The following is a 21590-nucleotide window of genomic DNA, read 5'->3' as shown; positions in this document are numbered from 1 at the left end:
TTATGAGGTTTCATTATACTTTTCAAAAAGTCGTTGACTTGAAGGGCAATGAGAAGACACAGGCAGAATGGATGCTCTCAAGCGCGCTTGGAGAATTGCAGGCACAGGAAAGAAGCCTGGATGAACTCATCTTTCAGCGGAGTGCTATCATGCTATCCTTACAAAATGCCGCAGAGCAAAAGACACCTATGATTAAGATTCGTGAAATGCAGGAGTATGTGGAATATCTGGATAAATGCATTGCCCGTAAGCATACGGACATTAGCCGTGCACATCAAGAAGTCCAGAAGAAACAAGATCAGTTAAGCACTAAGGTTTTAGATGAAAAAGTATGGTTGAAGGCAAAAGACAAGGCTGAGACACTGTTTCAGCAAAGTATGATTTTACGGGAACAAAACGAACTGGATGAGATGGCAACCGTCCGCTTCGCGATGAAATCCCTCTAACCCGGGAGGTTTCCGCTAGTGGCTAATATTGATAATGATATGGAACTTGAAAATGAAGGGTCAGCGGGGAAATTTGAGCGGTTCTTATTCTTAATGATACCGATTATCTTCACGCTAGTACTGCTTGGAGTACTGTTGACGCTTTTTAATATGGACATTCGTAATAATGTGCTTGAAGTTGCGAATAAAATTCCTATCCTGGAAAAATGGGTTCCTGATCCGCCTGCAGATCCTTCTAAACCGAAGGAAGAAAGCAAAAAGCAGGAAGTGAGCTCAGCGACAACGATTAAGGAGCTTAAAGCTCAGCTCGCCCAGCAGGAAGAAAACCTGAAGAAGGTTACAGATGAAAAAACAGCCCAGGATACCAAGGTTCAGGCGCTAGAGTCACAGATTGAGGGTATGAAGAAGGAAGCTGAAACCGCAGAGGCAAGCACAGAAGAAACTGAAGATCCTTATCAGAAACAGGTTTCTGATTTGGCTAAGCTGTATGCGGGCATGAAAGCTTCGAAGGCTGCACCGATCATGGAGAATTTAACTACAGAAGAAATGGTACAGATCTTCAGTGTCATGAATAAAGCGAGTAAAACTGCGATTTTGGAAAAAATGGATCCGCAAAAGGCTGCAGATGTAACGATTAAGTTAAAAGAAACCACATCTTCGAGTGACATGGCGATCGCAGCCCTTCAATCTAGATTGAAGAAAGATGCCGGCACAACAGCAACAGCAACAACCAGTAAGAATTTGGATAAGGAAAAGTTGAATCAGACCTTCAGCTCAATGACTCCTGCTAATGCAGCATCGTTACTAGGAGAAATGTACAAGATTAGCCCTGATAAGGTCGTGACGATTATGAATACCGTAAGTGATAGTGTTCGTTCATCTATTTTGGGAGAAATGACTAAAAATGATAGCGCGCAAACTGCGAAAATTGTTAATCGTCTGATGGGTGCTAAATAGATAGGGAAAGGAGGTGAAAAATAAATGAGTTTAGTCGTTCAATCGCTTGTCAGTGCAAACGCAACTGCAGTAAACGGGAGTTCATCGACTACAACGGGCACAACAACGACGGCTGCACCATTTGCTCAAACCCTGGTACAAACCATGGGAGGCAATACCAACACCCCGTCGACTCCAGCTGAACCCCTATTGGGAAATCTAGCTTCTTTGCTGCAAGGCCTGTTAAAGGAAGTGCAGCCGACTGGAGAAGAGCAAGCAGGGCAAGACACTCAGAAGGGTGAGCTCCTTGAAAAACTTGCTGCTGATGTTGAGAAGCTGGATGAAAGTATCAGTAGTGATCCAGCTCTGTTGGTAGCCTTGCAAGCTTGGATTCTTCAGGTATCTGCACTTCTATCTGGAAGCCATGCTGCAGAGAATGGTACTACTACAACGGAAGCAGAAGTGGCTGGAAGCTTGTCACCATTGGCACAGAATGCTGATACATTAAGATTTGCAGTTCAAGATGACTTGCAAAGTTTAGTTTCTATGATTCAAGAAGCTGCAGTAAGTGGCAATGAGGAAGTTGCAACTAAGGGAATCAGTTTATTGAATAATTTCACAGCGCTTTTAGAAGAGTCCTCCTCTAACACTAATAAGGGGAAGGGAAAGACCAGCAATGTGAGTATTAATTCTGATTCTTCCTTACAACAGCCCGTTATTACTGAAAGCAAAAATAACCAAACGGATAAAACAATTCAGAATGTGAGCAGTCGTTCCGGAGAAGCTGTTGTAGTGAAAAATGATACGGTTGTAAGCTCGCCTGTGACATCAGGAACTGTGCAAGAAGCTGAAGCAGAGACTGCGAACACACCGTTAATCAAGACAGGCGTAACCGGGGAAACGAAGACAACAGAATCTGCTCAAGATTCCCCGCTAGGAATTACAGCTAACGAAGGGGATCATGAGGTTGTTACTGCGGGGCAGTTATCTCTGCGCGGAGGAATTACAGCACCGCTGAAGGCTGAAGTGCCAGCAGCGCCTGTTCCGGTTCAGCAATTTGCTCAAGAAATGACAGGTTTCATTACAGGCAAATTAGAGATTGTGCAAAAAGGTGGGATCGCTGAAGCGACTATATCCCTTTTTCCAGAAAATCTCGGACAAGTTGATGTTAAGATCACCATGCAAAATGGTCATTTAGTTGCCCAGTTCATGACTGAACATACCGGCGCTAAAGATATGCTGGAACAACAAATGAACCAGCTTCGCGCTGCATTGCAATCTCAAGGTCTTCAAGTGGAGAAGCTGGAAGTTACGCAAAATAATACCCCACTCAATTCGCAATGGGGGCAGGAAGGACGCCAACCTAATTCCGGAAGTGGACAGCAGGGTAGACGTTCCAAAGAAAGCAGAGAGGAAGCCAGTGATGCTGTTCTAGCCGCAGAGCTGAATGGTGAATGGAAGGACTGGGTTTCAAATGCGGGACAAGAAGATCAGTCCCAAGGTGGATCTTTTTCTGCTAAGGCTTAACTTTAATAACAAAGGAAAGAGAGGTGAGTGGTTATGGCGACAACAGTTCCGGTCTCTACTAAAGATCAGTGGAATTATACAACTCCCGACTCTAGTGCACGGACAACGGGTAATTCTACTTTAGGTAAGGATCAGTTTTTGAAGATTTTGATTACTCAGCTGCAAAATCAAGATCCGATGCAACCGATGGAAGATAAAGAATTTATTGCGCAAATGGCCCAGTTTACATCCGTGGAGCAATTGATGAATATCTCTACTCAGCTTAATGCTATGAATCAGTCCCTTGGATCTGTATCCGGGTTGATTGGTAAAGATATTACTTGGACAGACACCGCCACAAAGCTGCCTAAGACAGGTAATGTTGAATCTATCGTTGTTAGCAATGGTATTCAATATGCGGTTGTGGGAAAAGACAGAATTGCTTTAACCGATATTACACAAATTCAGAATGCCGCAGCAACACCAGAAAGCGGTTCTGGTACAGATAGTAATACTCCGGAGAATAGCGGAGGAAGCGGGGCGAGCATATGAGTGACAGGCTTACTATAGGCCAACTGTATCCTGCGTCCCTGCATTCTACAACGTTACAACGATCTTCGCTGCCTAAGCAGTCTGTGGCGGGGGAAGCTTCTTTTGAGAGTTTACTGCAACAGAAACTATTAAAATTCAGCAATCATGCTGCTAAGCGCCTAGAACAAAGAGGGATAGAGCTTGGAAGCGGTCAGTTGGATCAAATTTCATCTGCTGTGGACAAAGCTGCTGCTAAGGGAAGTAAAGAATCCTTGATATTAATGAAGGATTTGGCGTTTATCGTTAGCGTTCCTAATCGCACAGTAGTTACTGCTATGGATGGTAACTCGATCAAAGATAATGTATTTACACAAATCGATAGTGCAATAGTGATTTCATAATAGGCTGGTCCTAACGGAAAGCCGAGGCGGCCGCTGACCGACTGACGCGGTCCCAATTCACTTGGAAAGTTATTAGGACTCTATAATCTGGGAGGACATTAAACATGTTAAGATCAATGTATTCAGGGGTTTCAGGAATGAGAGGCTTTCAAACTAAGCTTGATGTAATCGGTAATAATATTGCTAACGTAAACACTATCGGGTTTAAATCCGGACGTGTTATGTTCAAGGATATTATGAGCCAAACCGTTTCTGGTGTTACTGCGCCGGGTGAGGATGGTCAAGGTGGGGTAAATGCGAAACAAGTTGGACTAGGTGTTAGTATTGCTTCTATAGATACCCTACATTTGGCTGGTAGTGCTCAAACTACCAACAACCCAACAGATTTACGTATCGATGGAGATGGTTTTTTCCTGGTTAAGCTTACTGAGGATCAAGATACTGCATTTTTGACCCGCGCCGGAGATTTCCACATTGACGCTGCGCGTAATCTGGTTACCGCTGACGGACTTCATGTTTTAGATTCCGACGGTGGGATCATTCAATTAGGTGACGATGTAACGGCGTTTTCTATCTCTAATGATGGAACAATTGTTCAGACCATGGAAGATGGAACGACTGGAGCTGGGGTGAAGATTGGTGTAGCCAAGGTTACTAACCCATCTGGTCTGGAGAAAATCGGAGGCAATCTGTATCGTATGACACTTAATGCGAATGCAGAAGGCGAACTAGTTCCGACTACAGCGAACAATACAGAAGATGGCACCGGGGCAATCATCTCTGGACAGCTGGAAATGTCCAATGTGGATCTTACCAATGAATTTACAGAAATGATCGTATCACAGCGTGGATTCCAGGCGAATTCCCGTATCATCACAACTTCTGATGAAGTGCTGCAGGAAGTAGTAAACCTGAAGCGTTAATTTAATCAATAAATTTTATATTTTCTTAAATGGTTCATGCGGAGTCGTGGGGGAGTTACTCCTCCCCCTATTTTGTTAGGAGGCCTGTTATGATATCGGTAACAAGATTAAATGGAACACCGATGTGGATCAATGCCCTACTGGTCGAAATGGTAGAAGAAAGCCCGGATACATATATTACGCTCGTAACCGGAAAAAGACTGATCGTTCTCGAAAAAGCCGATGAGGTTATTACGAAGATCCGGGATTATAACAGGGACATAGGCACATATGCTGCCACCATTAAAATCCAGTCAATGGAGGAGCTAACATGAAAAAGATGATGCCGTGGCTCATCACGATATTACTAGCGATTACTCTGATCGTGGTCGCCGCATTTTTACTAATGGACAGGATCTTTCCGAAAGATACGAACGAGGTAAGTGCTGCTGTTCAAAATGTGGAAACAAAACATTTAACTGCAGATGAAATCGTCGAATTGACGGCAGAGATCATTGATATCAAAACAAATCTTGCTGATCCCGATTTTATCCTTCAAGTAGATTTCGCCTTCCAACTGAGTTCTGCGAAATCAAAGGAAGAATTCGAAAAAATAAAAGAGATCAAAATCAAACCAATAATTATCAAGACGCTTGCAGATACCAAACCTGAGGACCTTAATGGAGCGAATGGAAAAGATCAGCTTAGCAGTAAGCTTATTAATCTGATCAATAAGACATTGACTGAGGGCCAAATTACTCAGATCGAAATCACCAAATTCCTTTTGGCTTCTGTGTAGCTTTATTCCTGATAATTCTTTGATGGGGGGGTGATTGAATTGGTTGATGTACTATCACAAAACGAAATTGATGCTCTACTTGCTGCACTTTCTTCAGGTGAGATGGACGCCGATGAACTTAAAAAGGAAGAAACTCAGAAGAAAATCCGCTCTTATGACTTTAAACGGGCTGTCCGCTTTTCCAAAGATCATATCCGCAGTCTTACACGGATACATGACAATTTCGCCCGTTATCTTACAACGTATTTTTCAGCCCAATTGCGCACCTTCGTTCAGATTAATGTCGTTCAAGTAGAGCAGCTCCCTTATGATGAATTTATTCGCTCCATACCGAAAATGACGATATTGAACATTTTTGAAGCAGAACCTTTAGAGGGCCGCATGGTAATGGAAGTTCATCCTAACATTGCTTTTGCTATGCTGGACAGGTTGCTTGGAGGCTTTGGAACTGCACCTTCTAAGATTAATGCTCTAACTGAGATCGAAACAACGATTATGGAGCGTATCTTTAGTAGATGTTTTGAGAGTTTGCAGGAGGCTTGGAAAACGGTGCTGGATATTCATCCGCGGATGGAAGCTCTTGAGACGAACCCGCAGTTCATGCAGATTGTATCGCCCAATGAGACCATTGCATTAATCTCTCTAAGTACCAAAATTGGAGACACAACAGGCATGATCAATCTTTGTATACCGCATGTCGTTCTAGAGCCTATCATGTCCAGACTTTCTGTTCACCAATGGTTTGTGACAGAGAAGAAGACGCGGGATGAAGATGAGCTACTGGCCATTAGAGCTAGAGTTCATAAAGCGAAGCTGCCGATTGTTGCTGAACTTGGAGAATCGAGCTTATCCATATCTGAATTCTTAGGGCTTAGTGTCGGTGACGTGATTTCTCTCAACAGAAACGTAGATTCTGGACTGTCGATTAAGGTAGGGGAGAAGCTTAAGTTCATCGGAAGTCCCGGAATGGTTAAAGATCGGGTAGCCGTGCAAATAGACGAAATTGTCAATGAAGGAGTTGAAGAATTTGACGAGTAAAGATTATTTATCCCAAGAAGAAATCGACGCCCTTCTGAGACAATCTGCGGAGGGCTCATTAGCTCCTACGGAGAAAACGGTAGATGACTATCTAACACCGTTTGAACAGGATGCTTTGGGCGAAATTGGTAATATAACGTTTGGCAGTGCAGCAACAGCACTTTCCACTTTACTAGGGAAAAAAGTAGATATTACAACCCCTCAAGTTTCGATCATTACACGCGGGGAGTTTGAAATTGCTTTTCCTAAACCGCATGTAGCTGTTCACGTTCAATATGTGGATGGGTTTCAAGGGATTAACTCACTTGTTATTAAGATTAGGGATGCGCAGGTTATTGCCGATCTAATGCTTGGCGGTGCTGGCGAACCTAAGGATGAAGAGTTGAATGAAATTCATATTAGCGCTGTGCAAGAAGCTATGAATCAAATGATGGGTTCTTCTGCTACATCGATGTCTACGATTTTTAATCGTTTTGTTAATATCTCGCCTCCGGGTATCGACATTTTGAATATGTCCAGCGGAGAAGGAGTAGGCAGTCTGCCAGACGATGAGACCCTAATTCGTATTTCGTTCCGGCTTAAAATTGGTGATTTGATAGATTCTACTATTATGCAGCTCTTGCCTGTTCAGTTCGCAAAAGATATGGTATCCATGCTTCTTGGTGATGTTAGTCCTGCAGAGGAGGAGGCAGCGGTCACAATGGCTGAAACACCTGCCGTGACTAATTCTGCTGAGACACCACCTCCAGCACCTCCGGTGCAACAGGCGCCCTCACAGCCCGCAGGAGGAACGCAACCACCATATCCACCGCAGGGTATGCCACCGTATCCAGGGATGCCAGAAGGCGGGTATTATTATCCTCCAGCGGGTATGCCAGCATACGGAATGCCTGGGATGCCACCATACGGTATGCCACCGCAAGGGATGCCATATGGACAGACACCACCGCTTAATTCTGAGGCAAATCGCAATGTAAATGTACAGCCTGTGCAATTTGCAAATCTGAATGGTGGGGCCTTTGGTCATATTGATGAAAATAATTTAAATTTATTGATGGACATACCGCTTAGAGTAACCGTAGAATTAGGAAGGACCCAGAAGCAGATCAAAGATATTTTAGAAATGTCACAAGGCTCAATTATTGAGCTGGACAAGCTCGCAGGTGAGCCTGTAGATATTTTGGTTAACAACAAGCTTATTGCCAAAGGTGAAGTCGTTGTTATCGACGAAAACTTTGGCGTACGCGTTACGGATATCGTCAGCCAGTGGGACCGAATTCAGAAATTACAATAAGCATACTTAGGGAGGATTTTGTAAAAATGGCTAACCGAATTCTAATCGTGGACGATGCAGCATTTATGAGAATGATGATCCGTGACATTTTGTCGAAAAACGGATTTGAAGTAGTGGGCGAAGCTCAGGACGGTTCTCAAGCGATAGAAAAATTCAAGGAACTGCGTCCGGACCTCATCACGATGGATATTACTATGCCTGAGATGGACGGAATCGCCGCCCTGAAAGAAATCAAAAAAGTAGATCCGGCTGCAAAGGTTATTATGTGTTCAGCCATGGGCCAGCAGGCTATGGTTATCGATGCAATCCAAGCAGGAGCTAAAGACTTTATCGTGAAGCCTTTCCAAGCTGACCGGGTTATCGAAGCTATTAACAAAACGTTGGGCGCGTAGGATAAAGTCATGTTATATTCCGAAACGCTCGGAAGCAGTAACACCCTGCTGAATTTGTTTAAAGTTATTATTGTCCTGGCGATAATCATTGTACTTATAGTGGTACTAATTCGTTTTCTTGGACGACGTAATCAGACCTTTATGAGCAACCGTTCCATAAGAACGCTTGGTGCAATTGGGCTTGGACCTAATAAGTCGATGCAGGTTATCGAACTGGGAAGCAGTCTTTACTTAATCGGGATTGGTGAGAATATATCCATTTTGGATAAAGTCACCGATCCGGATGAGGTAGCATTGATCATTGCGGCATTTGAGGATCAGTCCTCTAACCAGAATAATTTCCTCGCACCGCTTATTGCCAAGGTAAAGGTAAAGCTGCGTGGGGAGGTTCCATCTCAGGAAATTGAACTTAGTGAAACATCATCTTTTTACGAGACTCTGCAATCCAAGCTTCGTTCTGCACCAGAGCGTAAAGAGAAAATGGAAGAGCTGCTTCGGGATGATGTTACTAAGGATGAGTCGAGGAATATATGAAAAAGAAGCTAATTCTTGCTATTCTGCTGTTCGGTATTATCAGTGTGGTTATGATGACGCCGATACATGCTGATCCTATACCTAATGTTAATATTCAGGTCGGTAATGAAGGTTCAAGCAGTGGTACCAGTTCCATATCAATTCTTCTTCTTGTTACGGTTCTGAGTATTGCTCCGGCGTTTCTGGTTCTTATGACTAGCTTTACTAGAATTGTAATCGTATTAGGTTTTGTGAGAACCTCGCTGGGTACTCAGGCAATGCCTCCGAACCAGGTGCTGGTAGGACTTGCTCTGTTTTTGACCCTGTTCATTATGTCACCAACGCTGGCCACAGTGAATGAAAATGCGTTGCAGCCGTATATGAAGGGGACAATCACCCAAACTGAGGCTTTTGATAAAGCTGCTGATCCGATGAAAGAATTTATGTTTAAACAGACGAACACCAAAGATCTTCTGTTATTTATGAAATACACCGGTTATACCGGATCTACTAAACCGGCTACATACAGTGATATTCCACTGACGGTGATGGTGCCAGCTTTTGCAATTGGTGAATTGAAAAAGGCTTTTACAATGGGCTTCTTAATTTTCATACCATTCCTGATTATTGATATTGTTGTGGCGAGCACACTGATGGCCATGGGAATGATGATGCTTCCCCCGGTTATGATTTCATTACCTTTTAAAATAATGCTCTTTGTACTGGTAGACGGCTGGTACTTAGTCATTAAATCACTACTTCTTAGTTTTAACACCTGACCTAAAGAGGAGGCATGAGGGATGAGTACGGAGTTTATAATCGGGCTAGCAAGCCAAGCCGTATATTTAGTGCTGGAAGTCAGCGCACCCATGCTGATTCTTGGTCTGGTGGTAGGACTAATAATCAGTATTTTTCAAGCTACGACACAGATTCAGGAACAGACGCTAGCGTTTGTTCCCAAAATCGTCGCAGTGCTACTGGCTTTATTGCTATTTGGTCCGTGGATCGTCACGAAGCTGATTGACTTTACAAGCCAAATTTTAGGTAATCTCTACATGTATATTGGTTAAACAATGAACATGGAGACCATACTGCAAAGTTTACCCGTCTTTTTGCTTATTTTTTGTCGAATAACCGCTTTTTTTGTTGTCGTTCCTGTATTTTCTTCACAAGGGGTCCCGACAACCTTTAAGATTGGCATTTCTTTTTTTGTAGCATTGGTTGTCTTTAGTGCTAACGGAACAGGACTTACAATCCCGCAGGATTTCAGTTATATTTTGCTGATTGCCAGAGAGGTATTAATAGGTTTATTGCTAGGTTTCATTGGATATTTGATGTTTATGGCGATTCAGACAGCAGGTTCGTTTATAGATATTCAGATTGGCTTCGGTATTGCTAATGTCATTGATCCTATGACTGGAACATCTGCACCTGTTATCGGTAATTTCAAATATATGATTGCCCTGCTAATGTTTCTGAGCATGAATGGTCATCACCATCTGCTAGATGCTATTGTGTACAGTTATAAATGGGTTCCTATGAATAATGATTTATTTCTAGGCATGATTGACGGTAGTTTATCAGAGTTTCTGGTTCGAACATTTGTGCAGTCCTTTGTACTCGCTTTTCAAATGTCGGCTCCTTTAGTAACTGCGCTGTTTCTGACTGATGTTGGCCTTGCTTTCTTGGCGAGAACGGCTCCGCAATATAATGTATTTGTTATTGGGGTTCCGCTCAAAATCATTATAGGTCTTGCACTGCTTTTAGTGCTCATGCCTGGTCTGGCTGTGCTGTTTCAGAATCTCTTCGATATCATGTTCGAATCCATGGAGAATTTATTGAGTCTCATGGGGAAGAGTCCGTAGGTGACCGTAAGGGGAGCGTATTATGCCTAAGACGAAGCGGTATAGACTGGATCTTCAACAATTCGCCGGTGAAAAGACGGAAAAAGCAACCCCGAAGAAACGGCAAGATGCTCGTAAAAAGGGTCAAGTAGCCAAAAGTGCTGAGCTATCCGGTGCAGTTGTATTGTTATCCGCAATAGTTAGCTTGATGATGTTTGGTGGTTTTATGAAAGAGCGTTTCATGAAGCTATATATGGACGTATTTCAGAATCAAATGACACTGGAGGTTACTCCTGAGAATATAACGCTGCTATTTAATCAATATGGACTACAAATACTGATTTTGCTAGCTCCATTACTTGGAATAGTTTTTGTTATGGCGCTGGTAAGCAATTTGGCGCAGGTGGGATTTATGACCACAGGAGAGGGGATCACCCCTAAATTCAGCAAGATTAATCCGATAAAAGGGTTCAAAAATATTTTCTCCATGCGTTCGTTTGTCGAGTTCCTGAAATCCATATTTAAGCTTCTAATTATCGCTTATCTGGTATATAGCACTTTATGGGGAGAAAAGAAGAACTTTGCATCCCTGTCGCATATCAGTGCGGAGGGGATTTTTAAATTTGCGGCCAAGCTGACGATGAGTCTTGGTTTGAAAATCGGGGCTGCCCTATTGGTTATGGCTTTTCTGGACTACATGTATCAGAAATACGAGCATGAAAAAAGCCTAAAAATGTCCAAGCAGGATATCAAGGATGAATACAAAAAAATGGAGGGTGACCCTCTAATCAAAGGTAAGATCAGGGAACGCCAACGTAGAATGGCCATGCAGCGTATGATGCAGGAAGTTCCAAATGCGGATGTAATCATTACGAATCCTACGCACTTTGCTGTTGCGCTTAAATATGACGGTACCAAGATGGAAGCACCGCAGATTATAGCAAAAGGGCAGGATTATGTAGCACTTCGCATCCGGGAGCTGGCTAAAGAGCACGGCGTCGTGACTATGGAAAACAAACCGCTGGCACGGGCATTATTCCAAAGGGCAGAGATTGGAGATGTCGTTCCAAATGATCTGTTCCAGGCTGTGGCTGAAGTGCTGGCATATGTATATAAGCTTAAAGGTAAGAGGAGATAAGGCGGGGGGTTAGGACATTGAAAGCTAAAGATTTAACAGTTTTGCTAGGCATCATCGGGATCGTGCTTATGATGATTCTGCCTATCCCGTCCTGGCTATTGGACGTTTTGCTTGTTATTAACATCTCAATCGCATTAATTATCATTCTGGTTGCTATGAATACGAAAAATGCACTCGAATTTTCAATTTTCCCTTCATTGCTCCTAGTAACCACACTGTTTCGTCTGTCACTTAACATCTCGACTACAAAACTGATCCTGACTTACGGAGATGCCGGTTCAGTGGTATCTACTTTCGGTAGCTGGATCGCTGGCGGACAAATTGCTGTTGGGTTTATCGTGTTTCTGATCTTGGTAGTAGTTCAGTTTATTGTTATCACCAAAGGTTCAGAGCGCGTAGCTGAGGTAGGCGCTAGATTTACCTTGGATGCGATGCCCGGTAAGCAAATGAGTATTGATGCCGATCTTAACGCAGGCATGATTAACGAAACCCAGGCACGTGAGCGTCGTCGTAACGTAGAACGCGAAGCGGATTTTTTCGGAGCCATGGACGGTGCGAGTAAATTCGTTAAAGGAGACGCGATTGCGAGTATTATCATCTTGCTGATCAACCTCATCGGTGGATTTATCATCGGTATGATGGTTCACGGGATGGACTTTGCTACTGCGTTATCCACTTATTCTGTATTAACCATCGGGGACGGTCTCGTCAGTCAAATTCCAGCTTTGCTGATTTCGACAGCAGCCGGCTTGATTGTTACTAGAGCTTCTTCGGAAGGTAATCTTGCAGAAGAGCTGACAGGACAGTTGTTGTCCTATCCGAAATTGTTGTATATTGTCGCAGTTACGGTAGCTTTTCTTGGACTCTTTACACCCATACATATGATTACAACGCTCCCATTGGCCGGATTGCTGGCTTTTGCAGCCTACCGTATGGGACAAAATTTAAATAAGAAACAGATTGCCGAAGAGCAACTTGTTGAAGAGAAGCAGATTGAAGAGGTACGAAGTCCGGAAAGTGTCATTAATTTGCTGTCAGTTGATCCCATTGAATTCGAGTTTGGTTATGGTCTTATTCCTTTGGCGGATACAGGTCAGGGAGGCGATCTGTTAGATCGTATCATCATGATTCGACGGCAATGTGCCCTAGAAATGGGTCTTGTAGTACCTGTTATTCGCATTCGCGACAATATTCAACTAAAACCGAATGAATATGTCATAAAAATTAAAGGAAATACAGTCGGCGGGGGTGAATTATTACTTAATCATTACCTTGCAATGAGTCCAGGATATGATGATGAATCTATAAACGGTATTGAGACCATCGAACCATCCTTTGGGCTTCCAGCATTATGGATTGATGAATCGGTTAAAGAGCGGGCTGAATTGTCCGGCTATACTGTAGTAGACCCTCCATCTGTTGTCGCAACACATCTGACGGAGTTAATCAAACGTCATGGACATGAGCTGATAGGAAGACAGGAAACTAAGATGCTGGTGGACAACCTTAGGGATAATTATCCAGTGCTCGTCGACGATCTTATTCCTTCCGTATTGGCGATTGGGGATGTGCAGAAGGTTCTTGCTAAGCTGCTTCGTGAGAAGATATCGATCAGAGATTTGGTTACGATTTTTGAGACATTGGCGGATTATGGGACATACACCAAGGATCCGGATATTCTCACTGAATATGTTCGTCAGTCCTTGTCCAGACAGATTACTCAGCAATTCTCACAAGTAGGAGAGACACTGAAAGTCATCACGGTTGGACCTAATCTTGAAAAGAAAATTTCCGAGAGTGTGCAGCAATCTGAACAGGGAAGTTATTTGGCCCTTGATCCAACTTCGACACAAACGATCTATCAGCGGTTAAGTGAACAGATCAATCGATTGCTGCAGACAGGGCAACAGCCAATAGTGCTCACATCACCAACCATTCGTATGTATTTGCGGCAGGTGATTGAACGAACGATGCAGGACATTCCTGTACTGTCTTATAGCGAGCTAGAGCCTAACATTGAAATACAAAGCGTCGGAGTGGTGAATTTATGAGAGTGAAGCGTTACGTGGTCGATTCGATGCCTGACGCCATGCTTTCCATTCGCAACGAGCTTGGGAGCGAGGCCGTCATTTTAAGTACAAAGGAAATCAAAATCGGCGGATTTTTAGGGTTATTTAAGAAGAAAAAAATAGAAGTTGTAGCAGCAGTAGAAAAGGCAGAGAAGAATAATGTTCCAAAAAAGCCGGCTGCGCCAGCGATGAACATTCCACGGAGTGCAGTACCACAGGCTTATCAAAAAGCGTCATCTGCTTCCACTACATCTTCTATACCTTCCGTACCTTCTGTTTCATTAGAAAAGCCAGAAGAGTCACGGACGTTTGCTGAGATTGCCGCAGCCTTATCGGAAGCTATCAATGTACAAGAATCGATAGCCAAGCATCCGGAGCCAGTACCTGAGCAAAAACTTCCTGAATTAAATCTGGAAGATGCACCTTCTGTATCAGCGTTGTATGAATCATTAGGATTAGAACAATCGCCAGAGGTTGCCACTGCTCTCGAAAATGATGTTCTTCGTGAGATTAGAGATATGAAGCTCTGGATGGAGCGAATTGCCAGACAATCCTCAGGTGGAAGAGAACTTCCAGACAGTCTGCAGGAGCTACGGGATCTTTTATTAGAGCAAGAAATGGATGCTGTGCTTGTTGAGGAATGGATCAGTAACATCTCGGAACGTTGGGTAGATGAAGGGCGTACTTGGGGACCAGAGAAATTTATGGGATCTCTTAAAGAACAGATTGATGGTTTCCTGACGGGACGAATTGCTGATGGAATTGCCCGGGATACTCAAATTGTATATATTGCCGGACCCACTGGAGTTGGAAAGACCACAACCATAGCTAAGCTTGCGGCAGAACAGCTATTTAAGCACGGACGCAAGGTAGGTTTTATCACCTCCGATACGTATAGAATCTCAGCTGTTGAACAGTTGCGAACCTATGCTGCTATCCTCAATATTCCACTGGAGGTTGTCCAATCGCCAGGAGATTTGCAAAGAGCACTCTTTCGCTTGGAGAGTTGTGATCTAGTATTAATGGATACAGCTGGCCGAAATTATCGCAATGATATGCTAGTAGCAGAACTGCAAAGCTTGCTTGCGAAGGAATTGAGAAGTGAAACCTATCTTGTGCTTAGCCTGACCTCCAAAAGCCGTGATATGAAACTTATTGCAGAGCATTTCGGCAGATATAGACTGGATAAGGTTATTTTCACAAAGCTGGATGAGACGGGGAGTTACGGCCCGCTCTTTAATGTCCTGAATGACTTCCCACTTACCTTGTCTTATATGACTGATGGTCAAAATGTACCTGATGATCTGCTTATGGCTACCAAAGGACAGCTTAGTGAGTTGCTTCTTGGAACAGGTGAAACATGATGGATCAGGCACAATCCTTAAGACAGCTTGTATCCAGTCAGGATTCTAAAGTAGCTGTAAGAGGGGGATCATCCGCCAGGATCATTACGGTGTGTAGTGGTAAAGGGGGCGTTGGTAAGTCGAATTTTACACTTAACTTCGCTCTAACTTTAAAGGCTATGGGCAAACGGGTTTTGCTGTTCGATGCAGATATCGGCATGGCTAATATAGATGTGTTGATGGGCGTATCGGCGAGATATAATCTTTATCATTTGTTAAAAAAAGAAGCGGATATCGAGCAGATTATTCAATACGGTCCGAATTCGCTCCCTTTTATAGCAGGTGGCTCTGGAATGGATGAGCTATTTACTCTTTCAGAGTCTGATCTTGATTATTTCACAAATCAGATAGCACTTATCGCGGACAGCATGGATTATATTTTGTTCGATACAGGTGCTGGATTATCTAAGGAAACGATGAAGTTTATAACTTCTGCCGACGATTGCTTAGTCGTTACTACACCAGAACCAACAGCTATCACAGATGCATACGCATTAATGAAGGTTGTGAATCGTACCTATCCTGAGACTTCCTTTAAATTGATTGTGAACCAGGCAGGTGATGAAAGGGAAGCTATAGCGACAAGCGACAAGATCCGAATGGCCGCCAGTCGTTTTTTGCAATTAGATATTTCTTATCTTGGTCATATAAGCTCAGATGCCCATGTAGTGCAGGCTGTCAAAAGGCAAACGCCTTTCACATTGGCTTTTCCAAACAGTATTGCTGCAAAGGATATACATCGGCTTGCCCTAAGTTATTTGACCATTGATTCTAAAAAGACCACAAAAGTCCAAGGGATTAAAGGCTTTATCCATAAATGGTTAAAGCGAAGTAAATAGTTGTTCTGAATTTGGGACAGAGGTGGAAATGATATGAAGCCATATAAAGTATTGGTTGTTGATGATTCGGCATTTATGCGCAAGATCATTTCCGATTTAATTGAAAATGACGCTGACTTTCAGGTGACGGCAACAGCAAAAAACGGTCGTGAGGCTATCGAAAAAATCAATGAGCTTCGTCCAGATCTGGTTACTATGGATGTAGAAATGCCAGAAATGAACGGCCTGGAAGCGCTGAAAATAATAATGGCCTCAGACCCTCTGCCAGTGATTATGCTGTCAGGGATCAATGAAGAGGGCATGAAGGAAACCATTCTTGCACTGGAATGGGGCGCTTTTGACTTTATTCGTAAACCTTCGATTACCAACTCTCAGGATATCATGGGAGTGGGAGAATCCTTAAGGGAACAAATGAAAGAGGCTATGATGGCCCGGGAGCAGCGCGAAGCACGTGCTTCTGCATTTAAGTTGCCAGACATACCGCCAGTAGAAGTCGCACCGCCAACTGTACCGAGAGTGATGCCCGGCAAACCCAAGGTAGAACCTAAAGCTTCACTCAAAAATGAAGTGACCAAAAAACCGCGGGTGAAGCAGCCGTTAGATCATACTGTTCCTAAAAGAGCAGCAAAACCATTAATCTCTACTCCACCACCTTTATCAGAAAAGAGTAATGCAAGGTCAAGAGTAGAGAATAACGCTACCCCACCAAAACCGTTGCCTAAACCTAAAGTGGAAGTGTCTTCTGACGCTCCTGCAAATCCTCAGGTCCGGAAGTATGGGAGTAATGATCTGCAAAAGTTGGTTGCCGTGGGATGCTCTACAGGTGGACCACGTGCTCTAAAGGTATTTCTGGAGAAGATTCCTGCGGATTTTCCAGCGCCTATTGTTATTGTGCAGCATATGCCGCCTAACTTTACCAAATCACTAGCCCAGCGACTGAATACCTTCAGCCCGCTAGAAGTGATTGAAGCTGAGCAGGGGATGATATTGCAAAAAGGAACTGCTTATATAGCACCTGGAGGCTATCATTTACAAGTTGTCCCATCCTCTAGAGGGCAATATGCGGTTGTACTCACAAAGGAGGAGGCACGTAATGGCCATCGACCTTCTGTGGATGTTTTATTTGAATCATTGCTGCCGCTCACATCGTTAGAACGTCATTTGTTACTAATGACAGGGATGGGTAGTGATGGGGCAAGAATGATGAAATCCTTATACGACTCTGGGGTAACCTCAACCTTTGCTGAAAGCGAAGAAACTTGTGTCGTATATGGAATGCCGCGATCTGCGGTGGAATTACAGTGCGTCCAGCACGTACTGCCTTTGCAAGAAATTGCTCCAAGGCTGGTGCAAGCTGTTAAATAACAGAAAAGCGAACTCAAAGGGGAGGTGCTCACTGATGGACATGAACCAATATTTATCCATGTTTATTGATGAGTCGAACGATCATCTGCAGTCATTGAACGAGAGCATGATGGGGCTGGAAGCGAATCCTGAGGACATTAGTATTGTACAGGTAATATTCCGCTCTGCGCATACCTTAAAAGGTATGGCAGCAACTATGGGCTTTGAAGATTTGGCTTCACTCACACACCAAATGGAAAATGTTCTTGATTTGGTACGCAACAACAAACTGCGCATGCAGGATTTCATTTTTGATACGTTGTTCAAAAGTTTGGATGCCTTGGAGTCTATGGTTGAGGATATTACGGGAGGAGGCGAGGGTAAAGCGGATGTTTCGTCTATCGTCTCCTCCTTACAGGCTATAGTCCGGGGAGAGATTCCTGTTGCGGGTGGTGAGGCAGCTTCTGTCTCAGGACCTGCTGCACAAGCGGTTGAAACCCCGATTCATTTAGATGAGTTTCAATTTTCTGTTCTAGAACAGTCGATTCAAGAAGGACATCAAGTATTATATGTGGACGTAACCATTCGCAAGGATTGTCAGCTTAAGGCAGTACGTGCATATATGGTGTTTGATCTTTTGGAGCGTTCAGGTGAAGTGGTTAAATCCTTCCCATCCGTTCAGGATATTGAACAAGAGAAATTTGATCAAAGCTTCTCTCTCTATTACATAACTCAAAAAAGTGCTGATCAAATTCAGGCTATGATACTAAATCTGTCTGAGATTGATAAGGTATCGGCAGTAGCATTGGATCAAGACTCTCTGCAACAGCTGGGTCAAGAAACAGCAGCAGCAGCCTCTGAAGTGGCTGCCACGACTACTGAGGCTCCAGCAGCAGCTGCACCTGCGGCTTCTGCCGCTAAACCCCTGCCAACCAAAGAAGAAGGGAACAAACCGGCAGCTCACAAAACAGGTGGGGCACCATCACGTACCATTCGTGTAGATATTGAACGTTTGGACGTGTTGATGAATTTATTCAGTGAACTTCTTATCGACCGTGTCCGATTGGAACAGCTGGCTTCTGAGGTTCAAAATGGTGATCTTACAGAAACGGTTGAGCATATGGGCCGGGTAAGCGGAGATCTCCAGAATATTGTAATGAAGCTGCGGATGGTTCCAGTAGATACAGTATTTAACCGATTCCCACGTATGATTCGTGATCTAGCCAAGTCACTAGACAAAAAAGTAGATCTTATCATCACAGGAGCAGAAACTGAGCTGGACCGAACGGTCATTGACGAAATCGGGGATCCGCTGGTGCATTTATTGCGTAATGCAGTTGACCATGGTATCGAATCCATTGCGGATCGTGTTGCTGCTGGTAAGCCTGAGACCGGAACGGTCTATTTGCGGGCTTTCCACAGTGGTAATCACGTCTTCATTGAGATCGAAGAAGATGGAACAGGGATTTATCCAGAGAAGGTTCTGAAATCTGCTGTGAAGAAGGGTGTTATAACACAAGAGCAGGCAGCCAGTATGTCGGACGATGAAGCTTTTCAGTTGTTATTTGCCCCAGGCTTCAGTACAGCAGAGGTCATTTCTGATGTTTCAGGCCGCGGGGTAGGGCTGGATGTAGTGAAATCTAAGATTTCTTCTTTAGGCGGCAATGTAACGATTTATTCTGCTCCAGGTAAAGGAACAAATTTCTCAGTGCAGCTGCCTTTAACTCTATCAATCATTGCTGCAATGCTTATCCGATTAGGTTCCGAGAAGTATGCCATTCCTTTGACCTCTATAGTGGAAACCGGAATCGTGAAGCAATCTCAGATCCGTACAATCCATGGCAATAAAATGGTAGAATTCCGTGATTCGCATATTCCTCTGGTTTCGCTAAGTCGTCTCTTTTCAGTACCAGATTATGATGAGAGTACCGAAGAAGAAACAGAAATCGTAGTGGTGCGCAAGGGAGAAAGATTAGTTGCCTTAGCAGTACAGGATTTTATTGGCCAGAACGAGGTTGTGATTAAGAATCTGGGTAAATATTTGCCTGATGTACAAGGAATATCTGGCGCAACCATTCTTGGTGATGGCCAAGTAGCACTTATTATTGATCCGAACGCTTTTATTAAATAACTAGGATAGAACAGGGAGGTTCATTCCATGGCTGAAGATATTAAAGTGATAGTGTTTAAATTAGGCGTAGAGGAATATGGAATTGAAGTTGAAAAGGTACAAACTATTGAGCGCATGATGCCCATTACTCGTGTACCTAAGACCTATTCATTTATCAAAGGTGTAATTAATTTACGTGGGGTTGTTATTCCTGTAATTGATCTACGGGGCCGTTTCGGCATCGAAGAGGCTGAACACACCGATCAGACAAGAATCATCATCGTGTCTGTTAATGAAATGGAAGTAGGCTTCATTGTAGACTCTGCAAATGATGTTATAGATTTGAACAGAGATTCTATTGATACACCTCCTGATGTTGTTGGCGGCATCAAGGCAAAGTATTTGGATGGGGTGGCCAAGATTGGAGACGAGCGCTTACTGATTATGCTTAACTTGTCAGAAGTGCTTAACAAAAGCGAAATCGTTCAATTAGAAAGCCTAGAGGGCTAACCTGTGGAACTATTTAAGCACTATAAGGATTTCAAAATGGATGTGCTTAAGGAAGTTGGGAACATTGGAGCTGGAAATGCAGCCACCGCATTATCACAGCTCTTGAATAAGCCGATAGATATGGCTGTTCCTAAGGTACAGCTCCTTAACTTTGAAGAAATAACAGATAAAGTTGGCGGAGCCGAAGAACTTGTATATGCGGTGTTTCTACGTGTGGAGGGTGAAGCACCAGGTAACCTGTTTTTCATTCTGTCACCAGAAGCGGCTATGAACTTGCTTAGTCGTATTGCGGGCATTGAGCTATCGAGTGATGAAGAGCTTGGAGAAATGGAGCTCTCTGCACTAAGCGAAATTGGCAATATTTTGGCAGGATCGTATCTTTCTTCTCTAGCAGATTTCACCGCACTTTCTATGTATCCAACGGTGCCGGCCCTTGCTATGGACATGGCTGGCGCTATCCTTAGCTACGGTCTGCTGCAATTCGGGCAGATGGGGGACGATGCATTGTTGATCGACACTACCTTCTTCGAAGGGAAAAACGAAATTGAAGGGCAATTTTTCCTTATTCCCGATCCGGAATCATTCCCGAAAATCTTCAAATCGCTAGGAGTTCCTTTTGAAAATGATTGAAGAACAAAGCATTATTAAAGTAGGGATGGCGGATCTTAACGTGGGTAGCCAAGACAGTTTAATTCGTACCACAGGTCTTGGCTCCTGCGTGGGATTAACATTGTTTGACCCTGGAAAAAAGCTCGCAGGGATGGCGCATGTAATGCTCCCATCATCTGAGATTGCTAGGGAAGGGCAGTTAAACATCGCTAAGTTTGCAGATACTGCAGTGCCGGAGCTCTTATCCCGTCTGCTAGAGCTTGGGGCGGTTCGGAGCCGGATCGTAGCCAAGATGGCCGGAGGTTCACAAATGTTTGCCTTTGCCGGGGGGAGCGACACCATGAGGATCGGGCCTCGTAATGTTGAATCTTGTAAACTAGCACTTGAAAATTTAAAAATTCCGTTAATCGCAGAAGACACAGGCGGCAATTATGGCCGTACGATAGAAATAGCCTGCAACACTGGTATATTGTTTATTCGCAGTGTGCAAAAAGGCGCTAAGGAACTATAATTATGAATATGATTGGAAACATTTTGATAAACTTGGTGTCGGGTTTGGTAGGTTTCATATTTACCTTTTTTGTAACCTACAGTAACAATGTATTGGGTACTAGTTTATTAAGAAGCCTAATTGCATTTATCATCTGGTTTCTGCTTGCTTTCCTCGTAAGATGGGTATTGGGTTTTATTATGATTCAAACATCGCCTCCGGATGAAGTGGATACTGGTGGTGAAGAACTTGGGGCGAAGCTGGATATCAGCACGCCTAATGAGGATGAAGAATTAATCAATCTACTAAAACCGAAGCCAGGACAAGGAAACGAAAATAGCGAGGGATTTAAGCCTCTTACACCTCCTAAGCTAGTTTCGATGAAGGATCCTGAAGAATTGGCCAAGGCCGTTCGTCACCTGAAAGAAGAATAAGTGAGGGCTGAGGCGGAATCGGTGATCTTATTGGAAGGTACA

At 43.6% G+C, this 21590-nt stretch carries 25 protein-coding genes; all 25 read left to right on the top strand.

The window, feature by feature from the left end:
• Window positions 1-2 precede the first annotated feature (2 nt).
• The 25 genes from fliJ to NST58_RS19770 all read left to right on the top strand — a co-directional run bounded on the left by fliJ (window position 3) and on the right by NST58_RS19770 (window position 21548).
• Window positions 3-446, top strand: a complete 444-nt coding sequence (fliJ, locus tag NST58_RS19890; RefSeq protein ID WP_036688544.1) for a flagellar export protein FliJ — start codon at window positions 3-5, stop codon at window positions 444-446.
• Window positions 447-485: 39 nt separating this feature from the next.
• Window positions 486-1403 (top strand): kinesin, encoded by a 918-nt coding sequence (locus tag NST58_RS19885; protein WP_076127908.1) that lies wholly within the window; start codon window positions 486-488, stop codon window positions 1401-1403.
• Between the two features lie 24 nt (window positions 1404-1427).
• Window positions 1428-2909 (top strand): flagellar hook-length control protein FliK, encoded by a 1482-nt coding sequence (locus tag NST58_RS19880; RefSeq protein ID WP_076182673.1) that lies wholly within the window; start codon window positions 1428-1430, stop codon window positions 2907-2909.
• A 33-nt stretch (window positions 2910-2942) separates the two neighbouring features.
• Window positions 2943-3440, top strand: a complete 498-nt coding sequence (locus NST58_RS19875) for a flagellar hook capping FlgD N-terminal domain-containing protein (RefSeq protein ID WP_036688543.1) — start codon at window positions 2943-2945, stop codon at window positions 3438-3440.
• Window positions 3437-3820, top strand: coding sequence for a TIGR02530 family flagellar biosynthesis protein (locus tag NST58_RS19870; protein ID WP_036688541.1), 384 nt, complete (start codon window positions 3437-3439; stop codon window positions 3818-3820). The genes NST58_RS19875 and NST58_RS19870 overlap by 4 nt, the downstream gene beginning before the upstream one ends.
• A 104-nt stretch (window positions 3821-3924) precedes the next feature.
• Window positions 3925-4743, top strand: a complete 819-nt coding sequence (gene flgG / locus NST58_RS19865) for a flagellar basal body rod protein FlgG (protein ID WP_036688538.1) — start codon at window positions 3925-3927, stop codon at window positions 4741-4743.
• Window positions 4744-4832: 89 nt separating this feature from the next.
• Window positions 4833-5057: a flagellar FlbD family protein gene (locus tag NST58_RS19860; RefSeq protein WP_036688535.1), complete on the top strand. Its 225-nt coding sequence runs from the start codon at window positions 4833-4835 to the stop codon at window positions 5055-5057.
• Window positions 5054-5521 carry a flagellar basal body-associated FliL family protein gene (locus NST58_RS19855; protein WP_076100380.1) on the top strand — a complete coding sequence of 156 codons (468 nt, stop codon included), beginning with the start codon at window positions 5054-5056 and terminating at the stop codon, window positions 5519-5521. Before NST58_RS19860 ends, NST58_RS19855 begins: the two co-directional genes overlap by 4 nt.
• A gap of 39 nt (window positions 5522-5560) precedes the next feature.
• Window positions 5561-6559: a flagellar motor switch protein FliM gene (gene fliM / locus NST58_RS19850; protein WP_036688529.1), complete on the top strand. Its 999-nt coding sequence runs from the start codon at window positions 5561-5563 to the stop codon at window positions 6557-6559.
• Entirely contained in the window at window positions 6549-7853 is a 1305-nt protein-coding gene (fliY, locus tag NST58_RS19845) for a flagellar motor switch phosphatase FliY (protein WP_076182668.1), read from the top strand. The genes fliM and fliY overlap by 11 nt, the downstream gene beginning before the upstream one ends.
• A 26-nt stretch (window positions 7854-7879) precedes the next feature.
• Entirely contained in the window at window positions 7880-8245 is a 366-nt protein-coding gene (locus NST58_RS19840) for a response regulator (protein ID WP_076127811.1), read from the top strand.
• A gap of 9 nt (window positions 8246-8254) precedes the next feature.
• Complete coding sequence (locus NST58_RS19835; RefSeq protein ID WP_036688521.1) at window positions 8255-8779, top strand: flagellar biosynthetic protein FliO; 525 nt, start codon at window positions 8255-8257, stop codon at window positions 8777-8779.
• Window positions 8776-9537: a flagellar type III secretion system pore protein FliP gene (fliP, locus tag NST58_RS19830; RefSeq protein WP_036688518.1), complete on the top strand. Its 762-nt coding sequence runs from the start codon at window positions 8776-8778 to the stop codon at window positions 9535-9537. The genes NST58_RS19835 and fliP overlap by 4 nt, the downstream gene beginning before the upstream one ends.
• 21 nt (window positions 9538-9558) lie before the next feature.
• Entirely contained in the window at window positions 9559-9828 is a 270-nt protein-coding gene (gene fliQ / locus NST58_RS19825; RefSeq protein WP_076220246.1) for a flagellar biosynthesis protein FliQ, read from the top strand.
• A 9-nt stretch (window positions 9829-9837) separates the two neighbouring features.
• A complete protein-coding gene (fliR, locus tag NST58_RS19820) occupies window positions 9838-10623 on the top strand; it encodes a flagellar biosynthetic protein FliR (protein ID WP_076220245.1) in 786 nt (261 codons plus the stop codon).
• A gap of 22 nt (window positions 10624-10645) precedes the next feature.
• Window positions 10646-11740, top strand: coding sequence for a flagellar biosynthesis protein FlhB (flhB, locus tag NST58_RS19815; RefSeq protein WP_076281607.1), 1095 nt, complete (start codon window positions 10646-10648; stop codon window positions 11738-11740).
• A 17-nt stretch (window positions 11741-11757) separates the two neighbouring features.
• Window positions 11758-13791, top strand: a complete 2034-nt coding sequence (gene flhA, locus NST58_RS19810; RefSeq protein ID WP_036688509.1) for a flagellar biosynthesis protein FlhA — start codon at window positions 11758-11760, stop codon at window positions 13789-13791.
• A complete protein-coding gene (flhF, locus tag NST58_RS19805; protein WP_339243928.1) occupies window positions 13788-15173 on the top strand; it encodes a flagellar biosynthesis protein FlhF in 1386 nt (461 codons plus the stop codon). The genes flhA and flhF overlap by 4 nt, the downstream gene beginning before the upstream one ends.
• Window positions 15170-16051, top strand: coding sequence for a MinD/ParA family protein (locus tag NST58_RS19800; RefSeq protein ID WP_339243927.1), 882 nt, complete (start codon window positions 15170-15172; stop codon window positions 16049-16051). The genes flhF and NST58_RS19800 overlap by 4 nt, the downstream gene beginning before the upstream one ends.
• A 33-nt stretch (window positions 16052-16084) precedes the next feature.
• Entirely contained in the window at window positions 16085-17416 is a 1332-nt protein-coding gene (locus NST58_RS19795) for a chemotaxis response regulator protein-glutamate methylesterase (RefSeq protein WP_076127819.1), read from the top strand.
• Between the two features lie 34 nt (window positions 17417-17450).
• Window positions 17451-19526 (top strand): chemotaxis protein CheA, encoded by a 2076-nt coding sequence (locus NST58_RS19790; RefSeq protein WP_076127821.1) that lies wholly within the window; start codon window positions 17451-17453, stop codon window positions 19524-19526.
• A 27-nt stretch (window positions 19527-19553) separates the two neighbouring features.
• On the top strand, window positions 19554-20015 hold the full coding sequence (locus tag NST58_RS19785) for a chemotaxis protein CheW (RefSeq protein WP_036688501.1): 462 nt from the start codon (window positions 19554-19556) through the stop codon (window positions 20013-20015).
• Window positions 20016-20018: 3 nt separating this feature from the next.
• Entirely contained in the window at window positions 20019-20645 is a 627-nt protein-coding gene (locus NST58_RS19780) for a chemotaxis protein CheC (protein WP_076127823.1), read from the top strand.
• A complete protein-coding gene (locus NST58_RS19775) occupies window positions 20638-21135 on the top strand; it encodes a chemotaxis protein CheD (RefSeq protein ID WP_036688499.1) in 498 nt (165 codons plus the stop codon). The genes NST58_RS19780 and NST58_RS19775 overlap by 8 nt, the downstream gene beginning before the upstream one ends.
• An 8-nt stretch (window positions 21136-21143) precedes the next feature.
• Window positions 21144-21548, top strand: a complete 405-nt coding sequence (locus NST58_RS19770) for a hypothetical protein (RefSeq protein ID WP_076127910.1) — start codon at window positions 21144-21146, stop codon at window positions 21546-21548.
• The last annotated feature ends 42 nt before the right edge of the window (window positions 21549-21590 follow it).

Source organism: Paenibacillus sp. FSL R10-2796 (assembly GCF_037965315.1).
Taxonomy (GTDB): domain Bacteria; phylum Bacillota; class Bacilli; order Paenibacillales; family Paenibacillaceae; genus Paenibacillus_AQ; species Paenibacillus_AQ odorifer.
Note: the sequence above shows the minus strand (reverse complement) of the source record. Positions and strands in the feature narration are given on the sequence as shown.